18 protein-coding genes are annotated in these 17,914 nt (G+C 71.3%); 8 read left to right on the forward strand and 10 right to left on the reverse strand.

The annotated features are described in order from the left end of the window. Positions 1-48: 48 nt before the first annotated feature. A complete protein-coding gene (locus tag IEZ03_RS21280) occupies positions 49-801 on the forward strand; it encodes a dioxygenase family protein (RefSeq protein WP_184880668.1) in 753 nt (250 codons plus the stop codon). 25 nt (positions 802-826) lie between these two features. Here the strand turns inward: IEZ03_RS21280 and IEZ03_RS21285 are convergent, their stop codons facing one another. After that, positions 827-1,696, reverse strand: a complete 870-nt coding sequence (locus IEZ03_RS21285) for an NAD-dependent epimerase/dehydratase family protein (protein WP_184880670.1) — start codon at positions 1,694-1,696, stop codon at positions 827-829. Positions 1,697-1,953: 257 nt separating this feature from the next. Between IEZ03_RS21285 and IEZ03_RS21290 the strand changes: the two genes are divergently transcribed. Then, a complete protein-coding gene (locus IEZ03_RS21290) occupies positions 1,954-2,466 on the forward strand; it encodes an O-acetyl-ADP-ribose deacetylase (protein ID WP_184880671.1) in 513 nt (170 codons plus the stop codon). A 13-nt stretch (positions 2,467-2,479) separates the two neighbouring features. Here IEZ03_RS21290 and IEZ03_RS21295 read toward each other — a convergent pair whose 3' ends face one another. The 3 genes from IEZ03_RS21295 to IEZ03_RS21305 all read right to left on the reverse strand — a co-directional run bounded on the left by IEZ03_RS21295 (position 2,480) and on the right by IEZ03_RS21305 (position 5,489). Then, positions 2,480-2,944 (reverse strand): universal stress protein, encoded by a 465-nt coding sequence (locus tag IEZ03_RS21295; RefSeq protein WP_184880673.1) that lies wholly within the window; start codon positions 2,942-2,944, stop codon positions 2,480-2,482. Between the two features lie 71 nt (positions 2,945-3,015). Continuing rightward, complete coding sequence (locus IEZ03_RS21300) at positions 3,016-3,801, reverse strand: TIGR03084 family metal-binding protein (RefSeq protein ID WP_184880675.1); 786 nt, start codon at positions 3,799-3,801, stop codon at positions 3,016-3,018. Positions 3,802-3,869: 68 nt separating this feature from the next. Then, a complete protein-coding gene (locus IEZ03_RS21305; RefSeq protein WP_184880677.1) occupies positions 3,870-5,489 on the reverse strand; it encodes an AMP-binding protein in 1,620 nt (539 codons plus the stop codon). A 150-nt stretch (positions 5,490-5,639) separates the two neighbouring features. Here IEZ03_RS21305 and IEZ03_RS21310 point away from each other — a divergent pair, with 150 nt between their 5' ends. Next, positions 5,640-6,629, forward strand: a complete 990-nt coding sequence (locus IEZ03_RS21310; protein WP_229808447.1) for a class I SAM-dependent methyltransferase — start codon at positions 5,640-5,642, stop codon at positions 6,627-6,629. Positions 6,630-6,633: 4 nt separating this feature from the next. Here the strand turns inward: IEZ03_RS21310 and IEZ03_RS21315 are convergent, their stop codons facing one another. Further along, a complete protein-coding gene (locus tag IEZ03_RS21315) occupies positions 6,634-7,401 on the reverse strand; it encodes an SDR family NAD(P)-dependent oxidoreductase (protein WP_184880679.1) in 768 nt (255 codons plus the stop codon). A gap of 154 nt (positions 7,402-7,555) precedes the next feature. Here IEZ03_RS21315 and mshA point away from each other — a divergent pair, with 154 nt between their 5' ends. The 3 genes from mshA to IEZ03_RS21330 are packed head-to-tail and all read left to right on the forward strand — an operon-like array spanning position 7,556 to position 10,301. Then, positions 7,556-8,878, forward strand: a complete 1,323-nt coding sequence (gene mshA / locus IEZ03_RS21320; RefSeq protein WP_184880681.1) for a D-inositol-3-phosphate glycosyltransferase — start codon at positions 7,556-7,558, stop codon at positions 8,876-8,878. A gap of 50 nt (positions 8,879-8,928) precedes the next feature. Then, positions 8,929-9,453, forward strand: coding sequence for a type III secretion system chaperone family protein (locus IEZ03_RS21325; protein WP_184880683.1), 525 nt, complete (start codon positions 8,929-8,931; stop codon positions 9,451-9,453). An 11-nt stretch (positions 9,454-9,464) separates the two neighbouring features. Continuing rightward, complete coding sequence (locus IEZ03_RS21330; protein ID WP_184880685.1) at positions 9,465-10,301, forward strand: phosphoglyceromutase; 837 nt, start codon at positions 9,465-9,467, stop codon at positions 10,299-10,301. 46 nt (positions 10,302-10,347) lie between these two features. On the opposite strand, the gene phoU is transcribed toward IEZ03_RS21330, so the two are convergent. Continuing rightward, entirely contained in the window at positions 10,348-11,007 is a 660-nt protein-coding gene (gene phoU / locus IEZ03_RS21335; RefSeq protein ID WP_184880687.1) for a phosphate signaling complex protein PhoU, read from the reverse strand. Between the two features lie 213 nt (positions 11,008-11,220). On the opposite strand from phoU, the gene IEZ03_RS21340 reads away from it, so the two are divergent. Next, entirely contained in the window at positions 11,221-12,435 is a 1,215-nt protein-coding gene (locus IEZ03_RS21340; RefSeq protein WP_184880689.1) for a sensor histidine kinase, read from the forward strand. Positions 12,436-12,440: 5 nt separating this feature from the next. Further along, entirely contained in the window at positions 12,441-13,112 is a 672-nt protein-coding gene (locus IEZ03_RS21345; protein WP_465251096.1) for a winged helix-turn-helix domain-containing protein, read from the forward strand. Between the two features lie 27 nt (positions 13,113-13,139). On the opposite strand, the gene IEZ03_RS21350 is transcribed toward IEZ03_RS21345, so the two are convergent. Genes IEZ03_RS21350 through IEZ03_RS21365 form a run of 4 tightly spaced genes read right to left on the reverse strand, consistent with a single transcriptional unit; the run spans position 13,140 to position 17,834 of the window. Beyond that, positions 13,140-14,474 (reverse strand): tyrosine-type recombinase/integrase, encoded by a 1,335-nt coding sequence (locus tag IEZ03_RS21350; RefSeq protein ID WP_184880693.1) that lies wholly within the window; start codon positions 14,472-14,474, stop codon positions 13,140-13,142. After that, positions 14,474-14,689 (reverse strand): helix-turn-helix transcriptional regulator, encoded by a 216-nt coding sequence (locus tag IEZ03_RS21355; RefSeq protein ID WP_184880695.1) that lies wholly within the window; start codon positions 14,687-14,689, stop codon positions 14,474-14,476. The genes IEZ03_RS21350 and IEZ03_RS21355 overlap by 1 nt, the downstream gene beginning before the upstream one ends. Continuing rightward, on the reverse strand, positions 14,686-16,380 hold the full coding sequence (locus tag IEZ03_RS21360; protein ID WP_312882970.1) for a replication initiator: 1,695 nt from the start codon (positions 16,378-16,380) through the stop codon (positions 14,686-14,688). Before IEZ03_RS21360 ends, IEZ03_RS21355 begins: the two co-directional genes overlap by 4 nt. Continuing rightward, positions 16,377-17,834, reverse strand: coding sequence for an FtsK/SpoIIIE domain-containing protein (locus IEZ03_RS21365; RefSeq protein ID WP_229808448.1), 1,458 nt, complete (start codon positions 17,832-17,834; stop codon positions 16,377-16,379). Before IEZ03_RS21365 ends, IEZ03_RS21360 begins: the two co-directional genes overlap by 4 nt. Between the last annotated feature and the right edge of the window lie 80 nt (positions 17,835-17,914).

The following is a 17,914-nucleotide window of genomic DNA, read 5'->3' on the forward strand; positions in this document are numbered from 1 at the left end:
AAATCGGGTTACCTTGAGGCAACGACTAAGGGGGATGACATGACTCGGATGCCCGTTTTGTACCTCAGCCACGGCGCACCGCCGCTAGCAGACGACCCCGTGTGGACGGACGAGCTGGCCCGCTGGTCGGCCGGGATGCCGAAGCCGAAGGCGATCTTGATGGTGTCCGCCCATTGGGAGGAGGCGCCGCTGAGCATCGGCGCCACCCGCCAGGTGCCGCTCGTCTACGACTTCTGGGGCTTCCCCGAGCACTACTACACCGTGCGTTACGACGCCCCCGGCGCGCCCGAACTGGCCGATGACGTGCGCAAGCTCATCCCGGGCGTCCACCAGGACGAGAAGCGGGGGCTCGACCACGGCGCGTACGTGCCGCTCGTCGAGATGTACCCGGACGCCGACGTTCCCGTGCTGCAGATGTCCATGCCGACGCTGGAACCCGCGCGGCTCTTCGACATCGGGCGGAGCCTCGCGCCGCTGCGCGACAAGGGCGTCCTCATCGTCGGGAGCGGGTTCACCACGCACAACCTGCGGGAGATGCGCCCCGGACCGGACGCGGAGCCGCCGGCCTGGTCGGAGGAGTTCGACGACTGGGCGCAGCGGGCCGTGGAGGGCGGCGACATCGACGCCCTGCTCGACTTCCGGGCCAAGGCACCGGCGGCCCGTGTCGCCCACCCGAGGACGGAGCACTTCGCGCCGCTGTTCATGGCGCTCGGCGCGGACGCCGACAACCCCTCGGCACGGCGGTCGGTCATCGACGGCTACTGGTTCGGCCTGGCGAAGCGGTCCTTCCAGTTCGGCTGAGCCGCCCGCGCACCCGCCGGAGGCGTCAGTCGGACCGGACGCCGTTCATCGCCGCGGACCCCTCCATCTGGGAGAACCCCGTGCGCCAGGACGCGAACTGCGGCTTCCAGCCGAGGTCCAGCGCCTTCGCGTTCGACACCGGGCGGCCCGTCGTGGCGGCGTGCTTGCCCGCGCTGCCCGGCGTGGGGGCGCCGAGGGCCGCGCTGTAGACCGGCAGCCAGTCGGCCGTCGTCGCCGGCTCGTCGTCGACGATGTTGACCGCGCCCGCGGGCCAGTCGAGCGCCGCCAGCGCGGCCGACGCCGCGTCGTCGGCGTGCACGAACGACGTCCACGAGGGCGTGAGGCGCAGGCTGCCCGCCCGCACCCGCTCGGCGATCGCGCCGTCCGGCGCGTACCAGGTGCCCGGCCCGTAGAGCGCGCCGTACCGCAGCACGATCCCGCGCGGCATCTCGGCGAGCGCGTCCTCCAGCGCGGCGACGCCCTCGTACGGCGGCAGCGACGAGTCGAGCGGGTCGGTCTCGACGGCCGGGGCGTCCCCGGGGCGGTACAGCCACGCGATGCTCTGCGCGACCATGGTCTGGACGCCGGCGGCCAGCGCGGCCTCGACGAGGTTGCGGGTGCCCTCGATCCGGAGATGCGAGTTGGCCGCGAAGTCCTCGTCGCTGAGATCGGTGAGCTGGTGGATGACCGCGTCCGGGCGCTCGGCCGCCACGGCCTTGCGCAGCGCTGAGGCGTCGAGGGCGTCCACGACGACCGGCGCGGCGCCGAGGTCGCGGAGCAGTGCGGCACGACCGGGGCGGCGCGTCGTCCCTGCGACCTCGTGGCCCGCCCGGGTCAGCAGCGGGATCAGCCGGCGACCGACGACTCCGGTCGCTCCGGCGAGGAGAATCTTCAAGGGGGTACCTCCACGACTTTCACGCCTTTGTGGTCGTCTCGACGGCAGGATAGGCATTCACTCTTTCAATGGTCACGTCCGGCCTTCCGCATGGTGCCCCCGCTTCGGCCGGACGACGTCGGACGAGCCGTAACCTCCCCTGGAGACTCGTCCGCCATGAGCGTACCGCCGGGAACCGCCCGAACGCGTTTCGCGACCGGTCCGGAAGAGAATTCTTCTCTTCTGACGGGGTTCGGCCACAGCGGAGGAACGGCGGCATGAAGATCACTCTCATCCGGGGCGACATCACCGAGCAGCAGGTGGACGCGGTGGTGAACGCGGCGAACTCGTCCCTCCTCGGCGGTGGCGGGGTGGACGGCGCGATTCATCGCAAAGGCGGTCCGGAGATCTTGGATGAATGCCGCAAACTGCGTGCATCGCACTATGGCGGCGGCCTGCCGACCGGCCAGGCGGTCGCGACGACCGGCGGCCTGCTGCCCGCCGAATGGGTCATCCACACCGTCGGGCCCGTCTACTCCGCGGCCGAGGACCGCAGCGCCCAGCTCGCGTCCTGCTACCGCGAATCGCTGCGCGTCGCCGACGACCTCGGCGTCGAGTCGATCGCTTTTCCGGCCGTGTCGGCGGGCGTTTACGGCTGGCCCATGCAGGACGCCGCGCGCATCGCCGTCGGAACCGTCCGCGCCACGCCCACCAAGGTGACCGACGCCCGCTTCGTCCTGTTCAGCACGGACGCCTACGCCGCCTTTGAGCACGCCCTCGGCACGCCGTAGCCGCGGCGGGCCCTCAGTCGTCCTCTTTCGGCGGCGGGACGACGAGCGTCGGGCGCCGGGCGTGATGAAGAACACGCGTGGAGACGCTGCCGAGGATCACCGACCGGGCGCCCGCGAGCCCGCGCGACCCGGTGACGATGAGCGAGGCGTTCAGTTCGTCAGCGACGTCCACGATCGCGGCCCACACCGGCCCGGCACCGCGCTCGGCCCGCGCCGTCACCTCGGCCGGTCCGTTGTCGCGTGCGAGGCCGGCGCCGTGCTCCGCGAGGCGCTCGGCCTCCTTCTGCTCCTCGTAGTGGCCGCCCTCCTGCCAGGCGGCGACCGACGTCACGGTCGCGAGCGACGCCCAGTTGACCTGCGCCAGCAGCGGTTCCCACACCGTCATGACCACGGTGGGCTCCGGCTTCAGATGCCGCGCCGCGTACATGACCGCCGCCTGCGCGTCGTCGGACCCGTCGTACGCAATCAGAATCGTCATACCGGACACATCTCCAACCCGGCTCGCGCTGAACGTTCAGGCCGGGTGGCCGACCTCACCTTCCGCCCGGCTCAGGCCGCGGGCGGGCGGCCGGGGCCGGACGGGCCCGCGAAGGACTGGGCGATGTCGAGCCAGCGGTCGGCGTCCGCGCCGATGGCGGTGAGGGCCAGGTCGGCGCGGTGGCGGCGCTGGGTGGTCAGGTGGCAGAAGTCGAGCGCGGGGCCGGTGACCGACTGCGCGGCGTCCGGCGGTCCCCACGTCCACTCCTCGCCCGCAGGGCCCTTGAGGACGATGCGGAACTCCCCGGCGGGCGGCTCCAGGCCGCGGTTGCGGAAGGCGAAGTCGCGGGCCCGGGCGCCGATGTGGGCGACGTGCCGGAGCCGGTGGGTGGGCTTGCGCCGCTCGCCCAGGGCGTCGGCGACGTCCTCCCCGTGCGCCCAGGTCTCCATGAGCCGCGCGGTCGCCATCGACGCCGCGCTCATCGGCGGGGCGAACCAGGGGATGCGCGTCCCGGCCGGGACGGCGGCCAGGGCGTCGACCATGCGGCGCCGTCCTTCGCGCCACCGGGCGAGGAGACGTGCGGGCTCCTCGGCCGCGCCCTCCTCGGCTCCGCCGTCGACGTAGTCGCCGGGCTCGGCCAGCGCCCGTTCGACGATCCCGGCGAACGCGGCGGCGTCGGTGGCCGCGGTGATGGCGAGGTCGTCCGTCCAGGCGAGGTGGGCGATCTGGTGGGCGATCGTCCAGCCTTCGGCGGGGGTCGGGTCCGCCCAGCGCGCGGCGGGCAGCGGCGCGACCAGGGCATCGACGGAGTCGCCTTCGGCGGCGAGGTCGGCGAGCAGGGAGTTCAGATCCGGCATGCCGCCAGGATCTCGCGGCGGGACGCCGCCCGTACAGGTCCGCGCCCGACAAACCGAACCGGGTTCGTTTAGTTCAGGAGCGTGCGGGCGGTGGCGTAGTCGGCCTTGCCGTTGGGCAGGCGCAGGCCGAGGTCCGTGCGGACGAACGCCTTCGGGATCTTGTAGCGGGCCAGGTGGGCCGCGCAGCCCTCGCGCAGCTCCTCGTCACCGGGCGCCGCACCGTCCGGCACCGGACGGACCACCGCGACGATCTTGGTGCCCCAGCGCTCGCTCGGCCGGCCGACGACCAGCGCGTCCGCGACGCCGGGCAGCCCGCGCAGGACGTTCTCGACCTCCTCCGCGAACACCTTCTCCCCGCCGGTGTTGATCGTCGTGGCCTCCCGTCCGTGGACCTCGACGGTGCCGTCCGCGAGCAGCCGCGCGCGGTCGCCCGCCACGACGAGGCGCTCGCCGTCCAGGGTGAGGAACGTGGCCGCGGTCTTCGCCGGGTCGCCGAGGTAGCCGAGCGGGATCGCGTCGCCGCCCTTGGCCAGCCAGCCCATCTCGTCCTCGCCGGGCGCGAGGCGGCGCGACCGGTCGGCGCTGAGCACGGCCGTCCCCGGCGTCGGCATGAACGACCGGGCCGACGAGCCGTTGCGCGCGACCTGGAAGCCGGACTCCGACGACCCGAGGATGTCCACGATGCGGGCGTGGGGGAGGAGCTCCAGGAGCCGCCGCTTGACGTCCGGGCTGATGGCGGCGGCCGAGTTCACGAACGTCCGCATCGAGCCGAGGTCGTGCGGCCGGGCTTCGAGCGCCTCGACGATCGGGCGGGCGAACGCGTCCCCGACCAGCGGCATCCGGGTGATGCGCTCCCGCTCGGCGGTGGCCATCAGGTCGGCGGCGTCCAGGCCGTCCACCCGGCCGGGGAAGACGACGCACGCGCCGCCGCACCAGCCGCCCAGCGCCGACCACGTGCCCGCGCCGTGCATGAGCGGCGGGCCTACGAGCACGCGGTGGTCGCTCCGCACGGCCTTTTCGAGGGCCTCGCCGAGATCGGTGAGCGGGGCGCCGTCGCGGCGGCGCATCCCGAGCGGCCCGGTCATCAGGTCGCCGATCCGCCACAGCACGCCCTTGGGCATCCCGGTCGTCCCGCCGGTGTAGAGGATGTGCAGGTCGCCGGCCTCGGGACGGACGTCCCGCAGGGGCTCGGCGGACGCCTTCGCGAGGGCCTCCTCGTAGTCGAGCGCGCCCGGCAGGAGGTCCTCCCCGGACGCGTCGGCCACCTGGAGGAGCAGCGGACGCCGTTCGAGTTGCGCGACCACCCGTCCGATCACCGGCGCGAACCGGGCGTGGTAGATCACCGCGGCCGGGCGGGCGTCCCGGAAGAGGTGGGCCAGCTCGTCGTCCACGTACCGGTAGTTGACGTTGAACGGCGCGACCCGGGCCTTGTGCGCGCCGACGAGGCCCTCCAGGTACTCCGGGCCGTTGTGCAGGTAGAGGGCGAGGTGCTCGTGCGGCGACTCCCACGGTTCGGCCCGCCCGCCGTCCTCGCGCAGGCCCAGGCCGTGGCCGTGCAGGACGTTCGCCAGCCGCCGGGTCCGCTCGGCCATCTCGCGCCAGGTCACCCGGTGGTCGCCCCAGACCAGGCACTCGCGGTCGGGGACGGCGGCGGCGATGGCCTCGTGCAGGGTCGCCAGGTCGAGCATTCGGCACTCCTCCAGGGGACGGCGTCGCTCCTCCGGACGCTTGCCAGTACCGTAAACGACCGCTTACCGAATCTCGTTCAGCGGGGTCCGCGATCCGGCGGGTTGGAAATGTCGTACGAGGCATAGCGGGCGAGAAGGAACAATTATCCGGTGCCCCCCGTACACCGGCCGCGGGGCGTGGTGACCCGCGGCACCACCGCCCCCAACCGCCTGCGCCGCGTCGACCGCTGGATCGCCGCCACCCAGGCCGGCCCGCTGCGCTCGATCCCGGGCCCGCCGCGCCCGGCCCGGCCGCCGACCCCGCGCCGCCCGCCGGACTCGGACGGCTCATCGGCCCCGCCGCGCCGGGCGCCTCCCGGAAGTTCGGCGCCGCCCCGCAGGGCCCCACCGGGCACCGGCCCCCGCCCCCTCGCCGTCGACCTCGGCTACGGCGCCTCCCCCGTCACGACGTTCGAGCTCTACACCCGCCTCCGCGCCGTGTCCCCCCGCCTGGAGGTCGTCGGCATCGAGATAGACCCCGACCGCGTCGCCGCCGGGCTCGCCTTCCTCTCCGCGCTGGACGCGTCCAAAGGAGATCACTCGAAAGGAGGCCCCGGCGCGTGCGAGGGCCTGTCGTTCCGGCGCGGCGGCTTCGAGCTCCCGGTCGCGCGCCCGCCCGTCCTGATCAGGGCGTTCAACGTCCTGCGCCAGTACGACGAACCCGCGGCCTGGCGCGCCTGGGACGAGATGTGCGCGCGCCTCGACCCGTCCGGCGTCCTCGTGGAGGGGACGTGCGACGAGATCGGGCGCCGCGCCGTCTGGGCGACGCTCACCCCGGGCGGGCCGCGGACGATAACGTTCGCGGCGCACCTGCCGACGCTCGACCGCCCGTCCGCGCTGGCGGAGCGGCTGCCGAAGACGCTGATCCACCGGAACGTCCCGGGCGAGCCCGTCCACGCGTTCCTCGCCGCGTTCGACCGCTGCTGGGCGACCGCCGCGCCGCACTCGGTGTTCGGCCCCCGCGCCCGCTGGGTCGAGGCGGTCCGGCTGCTGTCGGCGGACTACCCCGTGCTGACCCGTCCGCCCTACGGCGGCCGGAACCGCTGGCGCCTCGGCGAGGTGACCCTCCCCTGGACGGCGGTCGCGCCCGGCACCGGCTGACCCGCTACCCGCGCGGCTCGCGGTGGAGCTTGTAGGGGGCCGCCTGGACGCGCGGCTGGACGTCGATCCGGTCGATGTTGACGTGCGGCGGACGGGTGACGGCCCAGGCCACGCAGTCGGCGACGTCCTCGGCGACCAGCGGCTCGGCGACGCCCTCGTACGGCTTGGCCGCCTTCTCCGCGTCGCCGTGGAACCGGACCAGCGAGAACTCCTCCGTCTTCACCATGCCCGGCGCGATCTCGGTGACCCGGACGGGCTCGGCGACCAGCTCCAGCCGCATCACCTCGTTCACCGCGTACGCGGCGTGCTTGGCCGCGTTGTAGCCCGCGCCGCCCTCGTAGGGGAAGTGCGCCGCCAGCGAGGTGACGTTGACGACGTGCCCGGCGCCGCTCTCGATGAGCTTCGGCAGCAGTGCCTTGGTCACCCGGACCAGCCCGAGGACGTTGGAGTCGTACATCTTCTGCCACTCGCCCAGGTCGGCGTTCGCCACGGGGTCGAGGCCGAGGGCGCCCCCGGCGTTGTTGACCAGCACGTGGCAGCCGCCGACCGCGGCCGCGAGCGCGTCCACCGACTCCTGCGAGGTCACGTCGAGGGCGATCGGGACGACCCGGCCCGCGCCCGGCTCGTTCTCGGCGATCTCCTTGGCGAGGGCCTCCAGGCGGTCCCGCCGCCGCGCGGCGAGCACGACGTGGAACCCCTCGGCCGCCAGGCGCCGCGCCGTGGCGGCCCCGATTCCGCTGCTTGCTCCGGTGACTACCGCGGTCTTACGCATGCGTCCAGTGTCCCGCTCGCGGGCCCCGGTGGCGGAGCCGGGACGGCCCGTTCACCGGTGAGACCGGTCACTGTGGCGGCGGATGACGATTGGCCCCCTAACCGAGGGAACACCCAACGCGGTCGATAGGTTGCACTACCGGAGGTGATGTCCGGTGTCGCGTCGTATCAACCGGGTTGCGACGGTCAGTGTTCATACTTCCCCCCTTGATCAACCAGGTACCGGCGATGCGGGCGGCATGAACGTCTACATCGTCGAGGTGGCCAAGCGCCTCGCCGCCAGAGGCGTCGAGGTCGACATCTTCACCCGCGCGACCTGCCGCGCGATGCCGCCCGTCGTCGAGCTCGCCCCCGGCGTGCTCGTCCGGAACGTCGTCGCCGGGCCGTTCGAGGAACTGGACAAGACCGACCTCCCCCGGCACCTGTGCGGCTTCACCTCCGGCATCCTGCGCGTGGAGGCGGCGCACGACCCCGGCCACTACGACCTCCTGCACACCCACTACTGGCTGTCCGGCCAGGCCGGGTGGGCGGCGAAGCAGCGCTGGGGCGTCCCGCTCGTCCACTCCATGCACACCATGGCCAAGGTCAAGAACGCGGCGCTCGCGGACGGCGACAAGGCCGAACCGGTCGAGCGCGTCCTCGGCGAGGAGCAGGTCGTGGCGTCGTCCGACCAGCTCGTCGCCAACACCGCCAAGGAGGCCCGCGAACTCGTCGACCTGTACGGCGCCGACCCCGCCCGCGTCGCGACCGTCAGCCCCGGCGTCGACCTGTCGCTCTTCCGCCCCGAGTCGCCCCTGCTCGCCCGCGGCGCCGGCCTGTTCCCGCACCGCACCGGCCCCGCCCGCCGCCGCCTCGGCCTGCCCCGCGACGCGTACGTGCTGCTGTTCGTCGGCCGCATCCAGCCGCTCAAGGCCCCGGACGTGCTGCTCCGCGCCGTCGCCCGCATGATCGCCGACGACCCGGCGCTGCGCGCGAAGCTCGTCGTCGCCGTCGTCGGCGGCCCGAGCGGCTCCGGCCGCTGCCGCCCCGAGGGCCTGCAGAACCTCGCCGCCGAACTCGGCATCTCCGACGTCATGCGCTTCGAGCCGCCGAGCCCGCAGTCCGAGCTGGCCGACTGGTACCGGGCCGCGGACGTCACCGTCGTCCCGTCGCACAGCGAGTCGTTCGGCCTCGTTGCCGTCGAGTCCCAGGCCTGCGGGACGCCCGTCGTCGCGTCCCGCGTCGGCGGCCTCTGCACCGCCGTCGCCGACGGCGACTCCGGCGTGCTGATCTCCGGCCACGATCCCGCCGACTACGCCGCCGTGCTGCGCCGGCTGCACTACGAGCCCGGCCTGTACGCCCGGCTGTCTCGCGGGGCCGTCCGGCACGGGAACAGCTTCGGGTGGGACGCCACCGTCGACAACCTCCTTGAGGTGTATACCGGAGCCATGTCCATTCCAGCTGTGCAGGTCGCCACGCCTGCGGAGGTATCAGCTTGAGCGAAGCGAACCGGGGGGTGCGGGGGGTCGTCCCCCCGCAGGAGACCCGTTTGAGTCCTGTTGAGACCATCAAGGAGACGCTGCGGGCCGCGGAGCTGGAGTTCGACGAACCGCGCGAGGACGCGTTCTTCGTCAAGCTCCCCGGGCAGCGCAAGCTCGCCACCATGACCTGGCTCATCGTCGGCGAGCACAGCCTGCACGTCGAGGCGTTCTTCTGCCGCCGCCCAGACGAGAACCACGCCGAGTTCTACCGCTTCCTCCTGGAGAAGAACGGCCGCATGTACGGGGTCGCCTTCGCCTTGGACGAGGTCGGCGACGTCCACCTCGTCGGCAAGGTCCCCCTGCAGTCGGTGACGCCGGACGAGGTCGACCGCCTGCTCGGCTGCGTCCTCACCTACTCCGACGACAACTTCGACAAGGCGCTCGAACGCGGATTCAAGTCGTCCATCCAGCGCGAGTGGGACTGGCGGGTCAAGCGCGGCGAGAGCCTCGCCAACCTCCAGGCGTTCGCGTCCTTCGCCGACCCCGCCAACAGGGACCCCGCCGAGGGTCAGGGGGACGGAACGGGCCGATAAGCTTCGGTCCCATGGCGACCCTGGTATTGCTCCGGCATGGTGAAAGCGTCTGGAACGCGGAAGGGCTGTTCACCGGGTGGGTGGACGTCGATCTGTCCGCGAAGGGGGAAAGTGAGGCGACCAAGGGCGGCGACCTGCTGCTCGACGCCGACATCACCCCCGACGTGGTACACACCTCGCTGCTGAAGCGGGCCATCCGCACCGCCAACATCGCCTTGGACGTCGCCGACCTGCTGTGGATCCCCGTCCACCGCTCCTGGCGGCTCAACGAGCGGCACTACGGCGCCCTCCAGGGCAAGAACAAAGCGCAGACGCGCGAGGAGTTCGGCGAAGAGCAGTTCATGACCTGGCGCCGCTCCTACGACACCCCGCCGCCGCCCATCAAGGACGACGACCCGCTCTCCCAGGTCAACGACCTCCGCTACGCCGAGTTGCCGTCCGAGCTGATCCCGCGCACGGAGTGCCTCGCCGACGTGGTCGACCGCCTCCTGCCGTACTGGTACGACGCGATCGTCCCCGACCTGGCCGCCGGCAAGACCGTCATGGTCGCCGCGCACGGGAACTCGCTCCGCGCCCTGGTCAAGCACCTGGACGACGTCTCCGACGAGCAGATCGTCGGCCTCAACATCCCGACCGGCATCCCCCTCGTCTACGAGCTGGACGACGACTTCGCGCCCCTCAAGCGCGGCGGCGAGTACCTCGACCCGGCCGCCGCGAAGGCCGCCATCGAGGCCGTCAAGAACCAGGGCGCCGCGAAGAAGGGCGACGCCAAGGCCCCCGCCCCGTCCGCGAAGGACGCCAAGTCCAAGGAGAAGGCCAAGCCGCGGCGCGGCAGGCGCAACAAGTAGCACCCGACAGTGGCACCGGGCACCCGCCGCCGGTTGTGGCGGCGGGTCAGAGCTCGTTGATCTCCGCAGGGCGCTGGCCCGTGACGAGGTAGACGACGTTCTCCGCCACGTGGACGGCGTGGTCGGCGAACCGCTCGAAGTAGCGGCCGGCGAGCGTGATGTCCACCGCCGGTTCGACGCCGTGCTTCCACTTGGGGGACAGCAGGAGGTCGAACAGGCGCCGGTGGAGGCGGTCCATCTGGTCGTCGTCGGCGTCGAGCTCCAGGCCCATCTCGACGTCCTGCGACGCGATGACGCTGCCCGCCTTCGCGATCATCCGCTCGGCGATCTGCCCCATCTCCAGGACGGTGGCCTGCAGCTCCGGCGGGACGGCCGACTCGGGGTGCCGGCGGCGGGCGGTCTTGGCGATGTGGACGGCGAGGTCGCCCATGCGCTCCAGGTCGCCGCTCATCCGCAGCGTGGTGATCAGCGTGCGCAGGTCGCCGGCCACCGGCTGCTGCCGGGCCATCAGGTCGAAGACGACGTCCTCGATCTCGGCGTCGATCTTGTTGACCTGCTCGTCCCCGCTGATGACCTCCTCGGCCAGCCGCAGGTCGGCGTCCAGCAGCGCGGTCACCGCGCGGGCCATCGCGGACCGGACGAGCCGGGTCATCTCGACCAGCCGGTCGGCGAGGGAGTCGAGTTCCTCGTGGTAGGCGTCGCGCAATTCAGAATCCTTCGCTTCATACGGGGGCGAACCGGGCGGTGTTTCGGGGTGCTACGGGGGCCGTCCGGGGTGTCCGGGCGTACTCGCCCACGCCACAGCCTGCCGCGGCGACATGAACGACCGCGGATAAGAAGGTGAACATTCGGGGAACGAGATCGCCCTGACCAGGGCCGGACGCCGGGACGGGGCCGAGCGCCGCTTACCATCCGAGGTGTGGAGGTCGAAGTTGTCGCGGTCCTGACCGGGCTGGCCGGACTCGCGATCGGGCTGACGACGGGATTGGCGGTACGGGTGAGCGAGCGGTCCCATCGGGTGGCGGCCCCGGCGACGCCGGTCGGCGTCCTGCCGCCGGGCGTGGCCTCCGTGCTCAGCGTCCTGCGGTCGTCGGCGGTCGTGGTGGACGTCGAGGACCGCGTCCTGCGCGCCAGCTCCGCCGCACGCGCCTACGGCCTCGTCAGCGGCGACCGCCTCGTGGTGGACGAGGTGCTCGCGATGGCGCGGCTCGTCCGGCGGGACGGCGAGATCCGCGAGACCGAGATCCAGGTCGGCTCGACGGCCGCGCGGAGCCGCGCGGACGGCCGCTGGTTCGCGGTGCGGGTGACCCCGCTCGGTTCGCACGGCCTCGTCCTCGTGCTGGCCGAGGACCTCACCGACATGCACCGCACCGAGGCGATCCGCCGCGACTTCGTGGCGAACGTCAGCCACGAGCTCAAGACCCCCGTCGGAGCGCTGTGGCTGCTGGCCGAGACGGTCGAGAACGCCGCCGACGACCCCGAGGCGGTCCGCCGGTTCGCGGGCCGGATGCAGTACGAGTCGGTGCGGCTGACGAACCTCGTCCAGGACCTGATGACGCTGTCGCGCGTCCAGGGCGACGAGCCGCTGCCCGACCTGCGTTCCGTCTCCGTGGACGAGGTGGTCGCCGAGGCGCTGGAGGGCTGCCGGACCAAGGCGTCCGCCAAGGAGATCGAGCTGGCGGCCGGCGGCGAGGACGGCCTGCGCGTGCACGGCGACCAGGAACTCCTCGTCAGCGCCCTGCGGAACCTGGTCGACAACGCCGTCGCGTACAGTCCGGAGAACACCCGGGTCGTCGTCTCGGCCCGGCGCTGCGGCGACGACCAGGTCGAGGTCAACGTGACCGACCAGGGCATCGGCATCCCGGACGGCGAGGTGGGGCGCATCTTCGAGCGCTTCTACCGGGTCGACCCGGCCCGCTCCCGGCAGACCGGCGGCACCGGCCTCGGGCTCGCCATCGTCAAGCACGTCACCGGCAAGCACGGCGGGGACGTGACGGTGTGGAGCAAGGAGGGCCACGGGTCGACGTTCACGATCCGCCTCCCGCTGCTCGGCACCGCCGCGGGCGGGACGGCCGCGCGCAAGGACGCCGACGCAGAGAACAACACCGATAACCCTGCCCAGGAGGCACCGTGACCCGCGTGCTCGTCGTGGAAGACGAGGAGTCGTTCAGCGACGCACTGTCGTACAACCTGCGCAAGGAGGGCTTCGAGGTGGCCGTCGCCGCCACCGGCCCCGACGCGCTGGACATCTTCGAGCGCAACGGTGCCGACCTCGTGCTCCTCGACCTGATGCTCCCCGGGCTGCCCGGGACGGAGGTGTGCCGGGAGCTGCGGACCAGGTCCAGCGTCCCCGTCATCATGCTGACCGCCAAGGACAGCGAGGTCGACAAGGTCGTCGGCCTGGAGCTCGGCGCCGACGACTACGTCACCAAGCCGTTCTCGACGCGCGAGCTGATCGCGCGGATGCGGGCCGTCCTGCGCCGCCAGGGCGAGGTCGAGGAGCTGGCGCCCGCGACCCTGGAGGCCGGTCCCGTCCGGATGGACGTCGAGCGGCACATCGTCAGCGTCGGCGGCGAATCCGTCCAGCTTCCGCTCAAGGAGTTCGAGCTGCTGGAGGTGCTGCTGCGCAACGCGGGCCGCGTCCTGACCCGGATGCAGCTGATCGACCGCGTGTGGGGCGCCGACTACGTGGGGGACACCAAGACGCTGGACGTGCACATCAAGCGCCTCCGCGCCAAGATCGAGGAAGTGCCGTCCACGCCGCGCTACATCGTCACCGTCCGCGGCCTGGGCTACAAGTTCGAGCCCTGACAGACCCGCTGTGACCTGCATGTTCTCTCACCGTCCCAGCTCTGAGGGCACATGCAGGGCACTGGCGTTCTCGATCTTGCCTTCCAAGGCGAAGAACGCGTCCATGGCCGTACGTGCGCGGTCAGCGGCATCCGGAAGCAGATGCGCGTACGTCCGGAGCGTGAAGCCGGGGTCAGCGTGCCCGAGGTACTCGGCCACGGTCCGGATGTCGACGCCCGCAGCGAGCCAGGCCGACGCCGCCGTATGGCGAAGGACATGCATTCCGTTCTCGGGAGTCTCCGGGACACCGACAGCTCTGCGGACCCGTTGCCACACGTAGTTGAAGACGCCCCCGTGGTGGGGTTGGCCACTGGGCCGAGCGAAGAGCAGTCGCGCGGTATGGGGCGGTCCGTCCGGAGTTTTCCAGGGCAGCGTGATCTCTACTGGCTGATGAGCCGCGATGTGGGCTGACAGTCGCAGGCCGAGCGAGTTGGGCAGGGGGATGTCTCGTTCCTTGTCGCCCTTGGGGAGGCTGAACACCAGCCGCTTACTGACCAACCGCACCTGCCGACGGACATGGATGATCCGATTGCCGAGAAGATCGATGTCATCGACCGCCAAGCCGAAGATCTCACCTTGCCGCAGGCCGACCCCAACGCCGAGGTACACCATGGCGGCATCCTTGCCGAGCGCTTCGGCCGCAGACTCCACCTGGTCAAGCGTCCACGGCACGACCTTCTTCTTCGGCACGCGGGGAGGCTTGACCGAACTCGCCTTGGTGGGGTTCCTGTCGACCAAGCCGTCTTCCATGGCAGCGATGAAGATCGTTGAGAGCGTGTCGACGATGCGCTTGATGTAGCCGGGTGACAGCCCCTTACGCTCCAGGCTCTTGATCCATTGCTGCACCAGGCTGGGGCGCATCGCCAGGACCGACATGGGCTGTTTTGCGATCACGCTTGGGTCGCCAGTGGGCCGCCGGCTCTTGCCCTGGCCCGGCCGAGGCTGCACGTCGATGATGTGCGCAAGACGCTTGTCGACGTTCCACAGGGTGTTCGGGTCGCCGGTCAGGCCGCTACGCCACCGCTTCGCGAAGTCCTCTAGGAGGACCTTGCCGCGCGCAGGATCAACGTACGTCCCGGCATCCAGGGAGGCCCGAATCTTGGCGTCGAAGGCATCGGCGCAGGTGTTCGGGTCCTTGCCCGCCTTCTTCGCGAAGTTGCTTTTGCGTTGCTTGCCGGTCTCGTCACGCCAACGGACCTGCCAACGGTCGCCCTTACCGTGGTCGACGCTGGGGAACTGCTTGTGCTCACGGCACGGCGGTACTGGCTTGCTCTGTTCGTCGGTCCGAGGCTTGACCGTGTGCCACCGATCGTAGACAGCCATTACGCGGCCTCCTGCTGCTGGCGGAACCAGTCGAGGACATCGGCAGGCAGGTAGCGCAGACGTCGGCCCGCCCGTGCTGCCTTCGGTCCCGTTCCGAGATAGCGCCACTGATGGAGCGTGGCGACCGGGACGCCCAGGAAGTACGACACCTCTTCGACGGACCATGTCCGGTCCCAGGGGAGCGGAAGGGCGGTCGGTTCAGCGTCCGTGTTCACGCTGCCTCCGGAGTTGCCGAAAGTTCGGGAGTGTGGTTCTGGGTTGCTTGGTCGAGTTGGGCCCGCCGGGTGACGCGTTCGTTGATCAGGTGCATGAGCCGTCTTTCGATGGGCTTGACGTCCGGGTCGCCAGGCCCGGCGCGTTCCCAGACGTGGACGGCGTTGGGGTCGGCCGGGTTGGTGACGGGTACACCGGCCTCGGCCAGCCGCGCGAGGACCCACGCCTTACGGTCGGCTTTGTGGTCGGCCAGGGTCTTTCCCGACCACTTGCGGGAGACCAGGACGCGGCGGCCGCCGTAGCCGAGGTGTTCGCGTCGGTGGGCCTTGCCCCTGCAGTAGCCGGGCGTGAGGCCCTTGCGTGGAGTCTTGGGCTGGACGCCGTAGCGCAGCCAGTTCGCGCACGTGGGCGAGCAGGGCTCGTAGCGAAGTGCTTCGGCCATCCGGTCGACGTGTTCGCGCTGCGCGCTGGTTTCGGCGTTGTGGCATTCGGCGACGCCCTTGACGAGGTACTTGGTCAGGTAGCCGATCAGCTTGCGGGACTGCGGGGAGTCGGCCAGCACTCCTTGAGCGTCGATCTGCCGCCCGAACCGCACCACGTGCAAGGGTTCGGCGTCCTCGTCCAGGCCGAGCGCGTCTAGCGCTTCATCCCAGGTGGGTAGGACCTCGCCGGTTGCCGGGTCGAGGTAGCCGCCGCTCTCGCCCGCAAGGTCGTCCCAGACCGGCAGGTGATCCCCGGAGAAGACGACGCGGTCAGTCGGAGGCCACCACACCTGGTGATACGTCGCGGCCACCACTTGCCGCAGCTCAGCACGCGAGATCGTGCCGCGAATGGCCATGTGCAGGTGAGGAGCCAGCCGCCGCTGTGGTTCGACGGTCGCGAAGTACTGCACGTCATGGCCGACGAAGCGGCGCAGGTTCTGCACGAACCGGTCTATGAGCTTGGAGAAGTGAAGAGCGTCCCGCGCCGCCCGCGTGTAGTCGTAGCCGTCCGGGTCGACCGGGGTTCCGTCCGAGCGCACCCGCCCGTAGGAGTCCAGGGTCAGGGTGAGGAAGATCGAGGGCCGGAACGTCTTGCCGTCCTTGCCTCGGAAGACCTTGCCGACTGTGCGGGAGTCGACCGGCCGCCGGGGAAGGTCCGGCGCATCCTGCCGCCTACGGGTCGACCGGGTCCGTCGGCTCTTGCACTCGTCACCGGTCTTGAGCGCACCGCGCACGCCCGACCGTTCAAGTTCATGGTCGAGGTCACGAAGAACCGCGTCCCAGAACTCGGAGTCTTCGCCGTCCGCAGTACCGTCCTCGGCCGCACGGTCACGGGACGCTTGAGCTTGTGCCCGCAGTTCCATCCAGGCGTGTTGCTCGTCATCGGGGTCAGCGCGGTTGATCTGGGGTTCGGTGTCCAAGTGCCAGCCCTGGCTGCACTGGACGGCCCGAAGCTTACGCTTGCGTTCGGCGCAGGACGGACAGACCGAGGCCAGGGTGTGACCGCACGGGACATACACCACCTCGGCCGCGCCCGTGTTCAGGTCGACCCGCCGCATGGGCACGGGGCGGATGCAGACGCCGTGTTCGACCGCGACCGCTTCCAGCACCCCGCGCGCCAGCGGAGGCAGCGTCTTGACCACCGGTTCCGGCTCAGGCTCGTCTGGGGCGTCGAGGGCGGGTTGAGTGACGTGGACCGGGGGTTTGGTCACGCCGCCTCCACATCGGGCAGGCCGAGCGCGACCATCGCGCGGATATCGGCATCGGACACGTACGCAGCCCGCACCCGTACCGGATCTGGGGAGGTTTCCAGCCGGACGAACCCGACCCCTGCGCCGATGTGCGGGATGGATGAGATCTGGTCGGCCAGGGCGCCGCGGTCGCGGGCACCGTCGCCAAGGACCATGTCGACCTGCTCGTCCTCGTCGAGGCGCAGGGCGATGCGGTCGGGGAACAGGTTGCGCAGGTTGTTGACCTCTTTGCGGGCGTCCTGCTGAGCGCCGATGACGCAGTACCCCACCGACCGGCCCTGACTGGTGAGCACGGCCAGCGCGGACTCGGCGCGCTTGCGTAGGTCCCGTTCAGGGCAGTAGGCGGTCAGGAACGCCAGCTCATCCACCACGATCACCCGGAACGGAAACTCACGCGACGGCGTGAACGACCGCGTCACCCCCGCGAACCGCTCCGCGCGTGCGTTCATGTCCTGGGCCGCCGCCTCCAGCAGATCGACCATGCCGCCCTTGGGATCGGAGGAGTACCGCCCGTACCGTTCGAACAGCACCCGACCAAACGACAACTCCATGCGCTTGGGATCGACGGCCCACACCTCCACCAGCCCGCCGAGCATGAGCGGCAGCAGCGCGCGGACGGCCGACCAGATGACCGAGCCCTTGCCGGCCCCCGTCGCCCCCGCGATCAGCACGTGCGTGCCGAGGAGTCGCAGCCGCCAGGGGGAGCCGTCCTCACACCGTCCAACCACCAGCCCGGACAGGTCCACCTCGGAGGCGTCCGGGAGGGGGAGAGCCGGTATCGGTTCGGCGAGGGCATCTGTGCGGACGAACTCAAGCCACACTCGTCCCGGACGGTCCCCGTCCCGCACCCGGACCAGGGACGCGCCGAAGCCGTGCGCCAGGTTGGCCGTGACCCGCTCCCACGCGTCCGGCGCTTGACCTTTGAGCATGCGGACCAGCACCCGGTCACACGTCGGACCGGAACGGACCCGGACCAGGGAGGGCAGGTACTCCCTGCCCTTGTGCATCTTGGTGAGCCCGGCCGTGACCAGGACCGGTTGCCAGTGCCGCCGGTAGACGAACACCATGCGCCACCAGGACCGGGCCGGACGGGCGATCCAGCGGACGAAGGACGGACGGTCCACCCCCGCCCACACACCCAGGCCCACGGCGACGAGGGCCAGGACCAGAACGGGGACGGTCCACCCGAACCGGTAGCCGAGCCAGCCGAGCGCGGACGCGGCCGAGACGGGGACGATGTTGCGGACCAGGAACACGAGCGTGCGGACGAGGAAGCGGACGGCGTTGACGATGAGGACCAGGCCCTCGGGCATGTGCCACACCGGAGGCGCCCACTTCGGCGCCGCGAACGGGTCACGCTGGGTCTCGACGGCGACGTTCTCGCCAGGGGCGAGCTTGCGGAACTCCCATGCCATGATGGGTCACACCTCTTCTTTGAGCAGTTCAGGGGAGAGAGAAGGGGCGGCCGGAGATGCGACCTCCAGCCGCCCCACTC

Origin of the sequence: Actinomadura livida (assembly GCF_014648675.1) — a bacterium.
Taxonomy (GTDB): Bacteria; Actinomycetota; Actinomycetes; order Streptosporangiales; family Streptosporangiaceae; genus Spirillospora; species Spirillospora livida.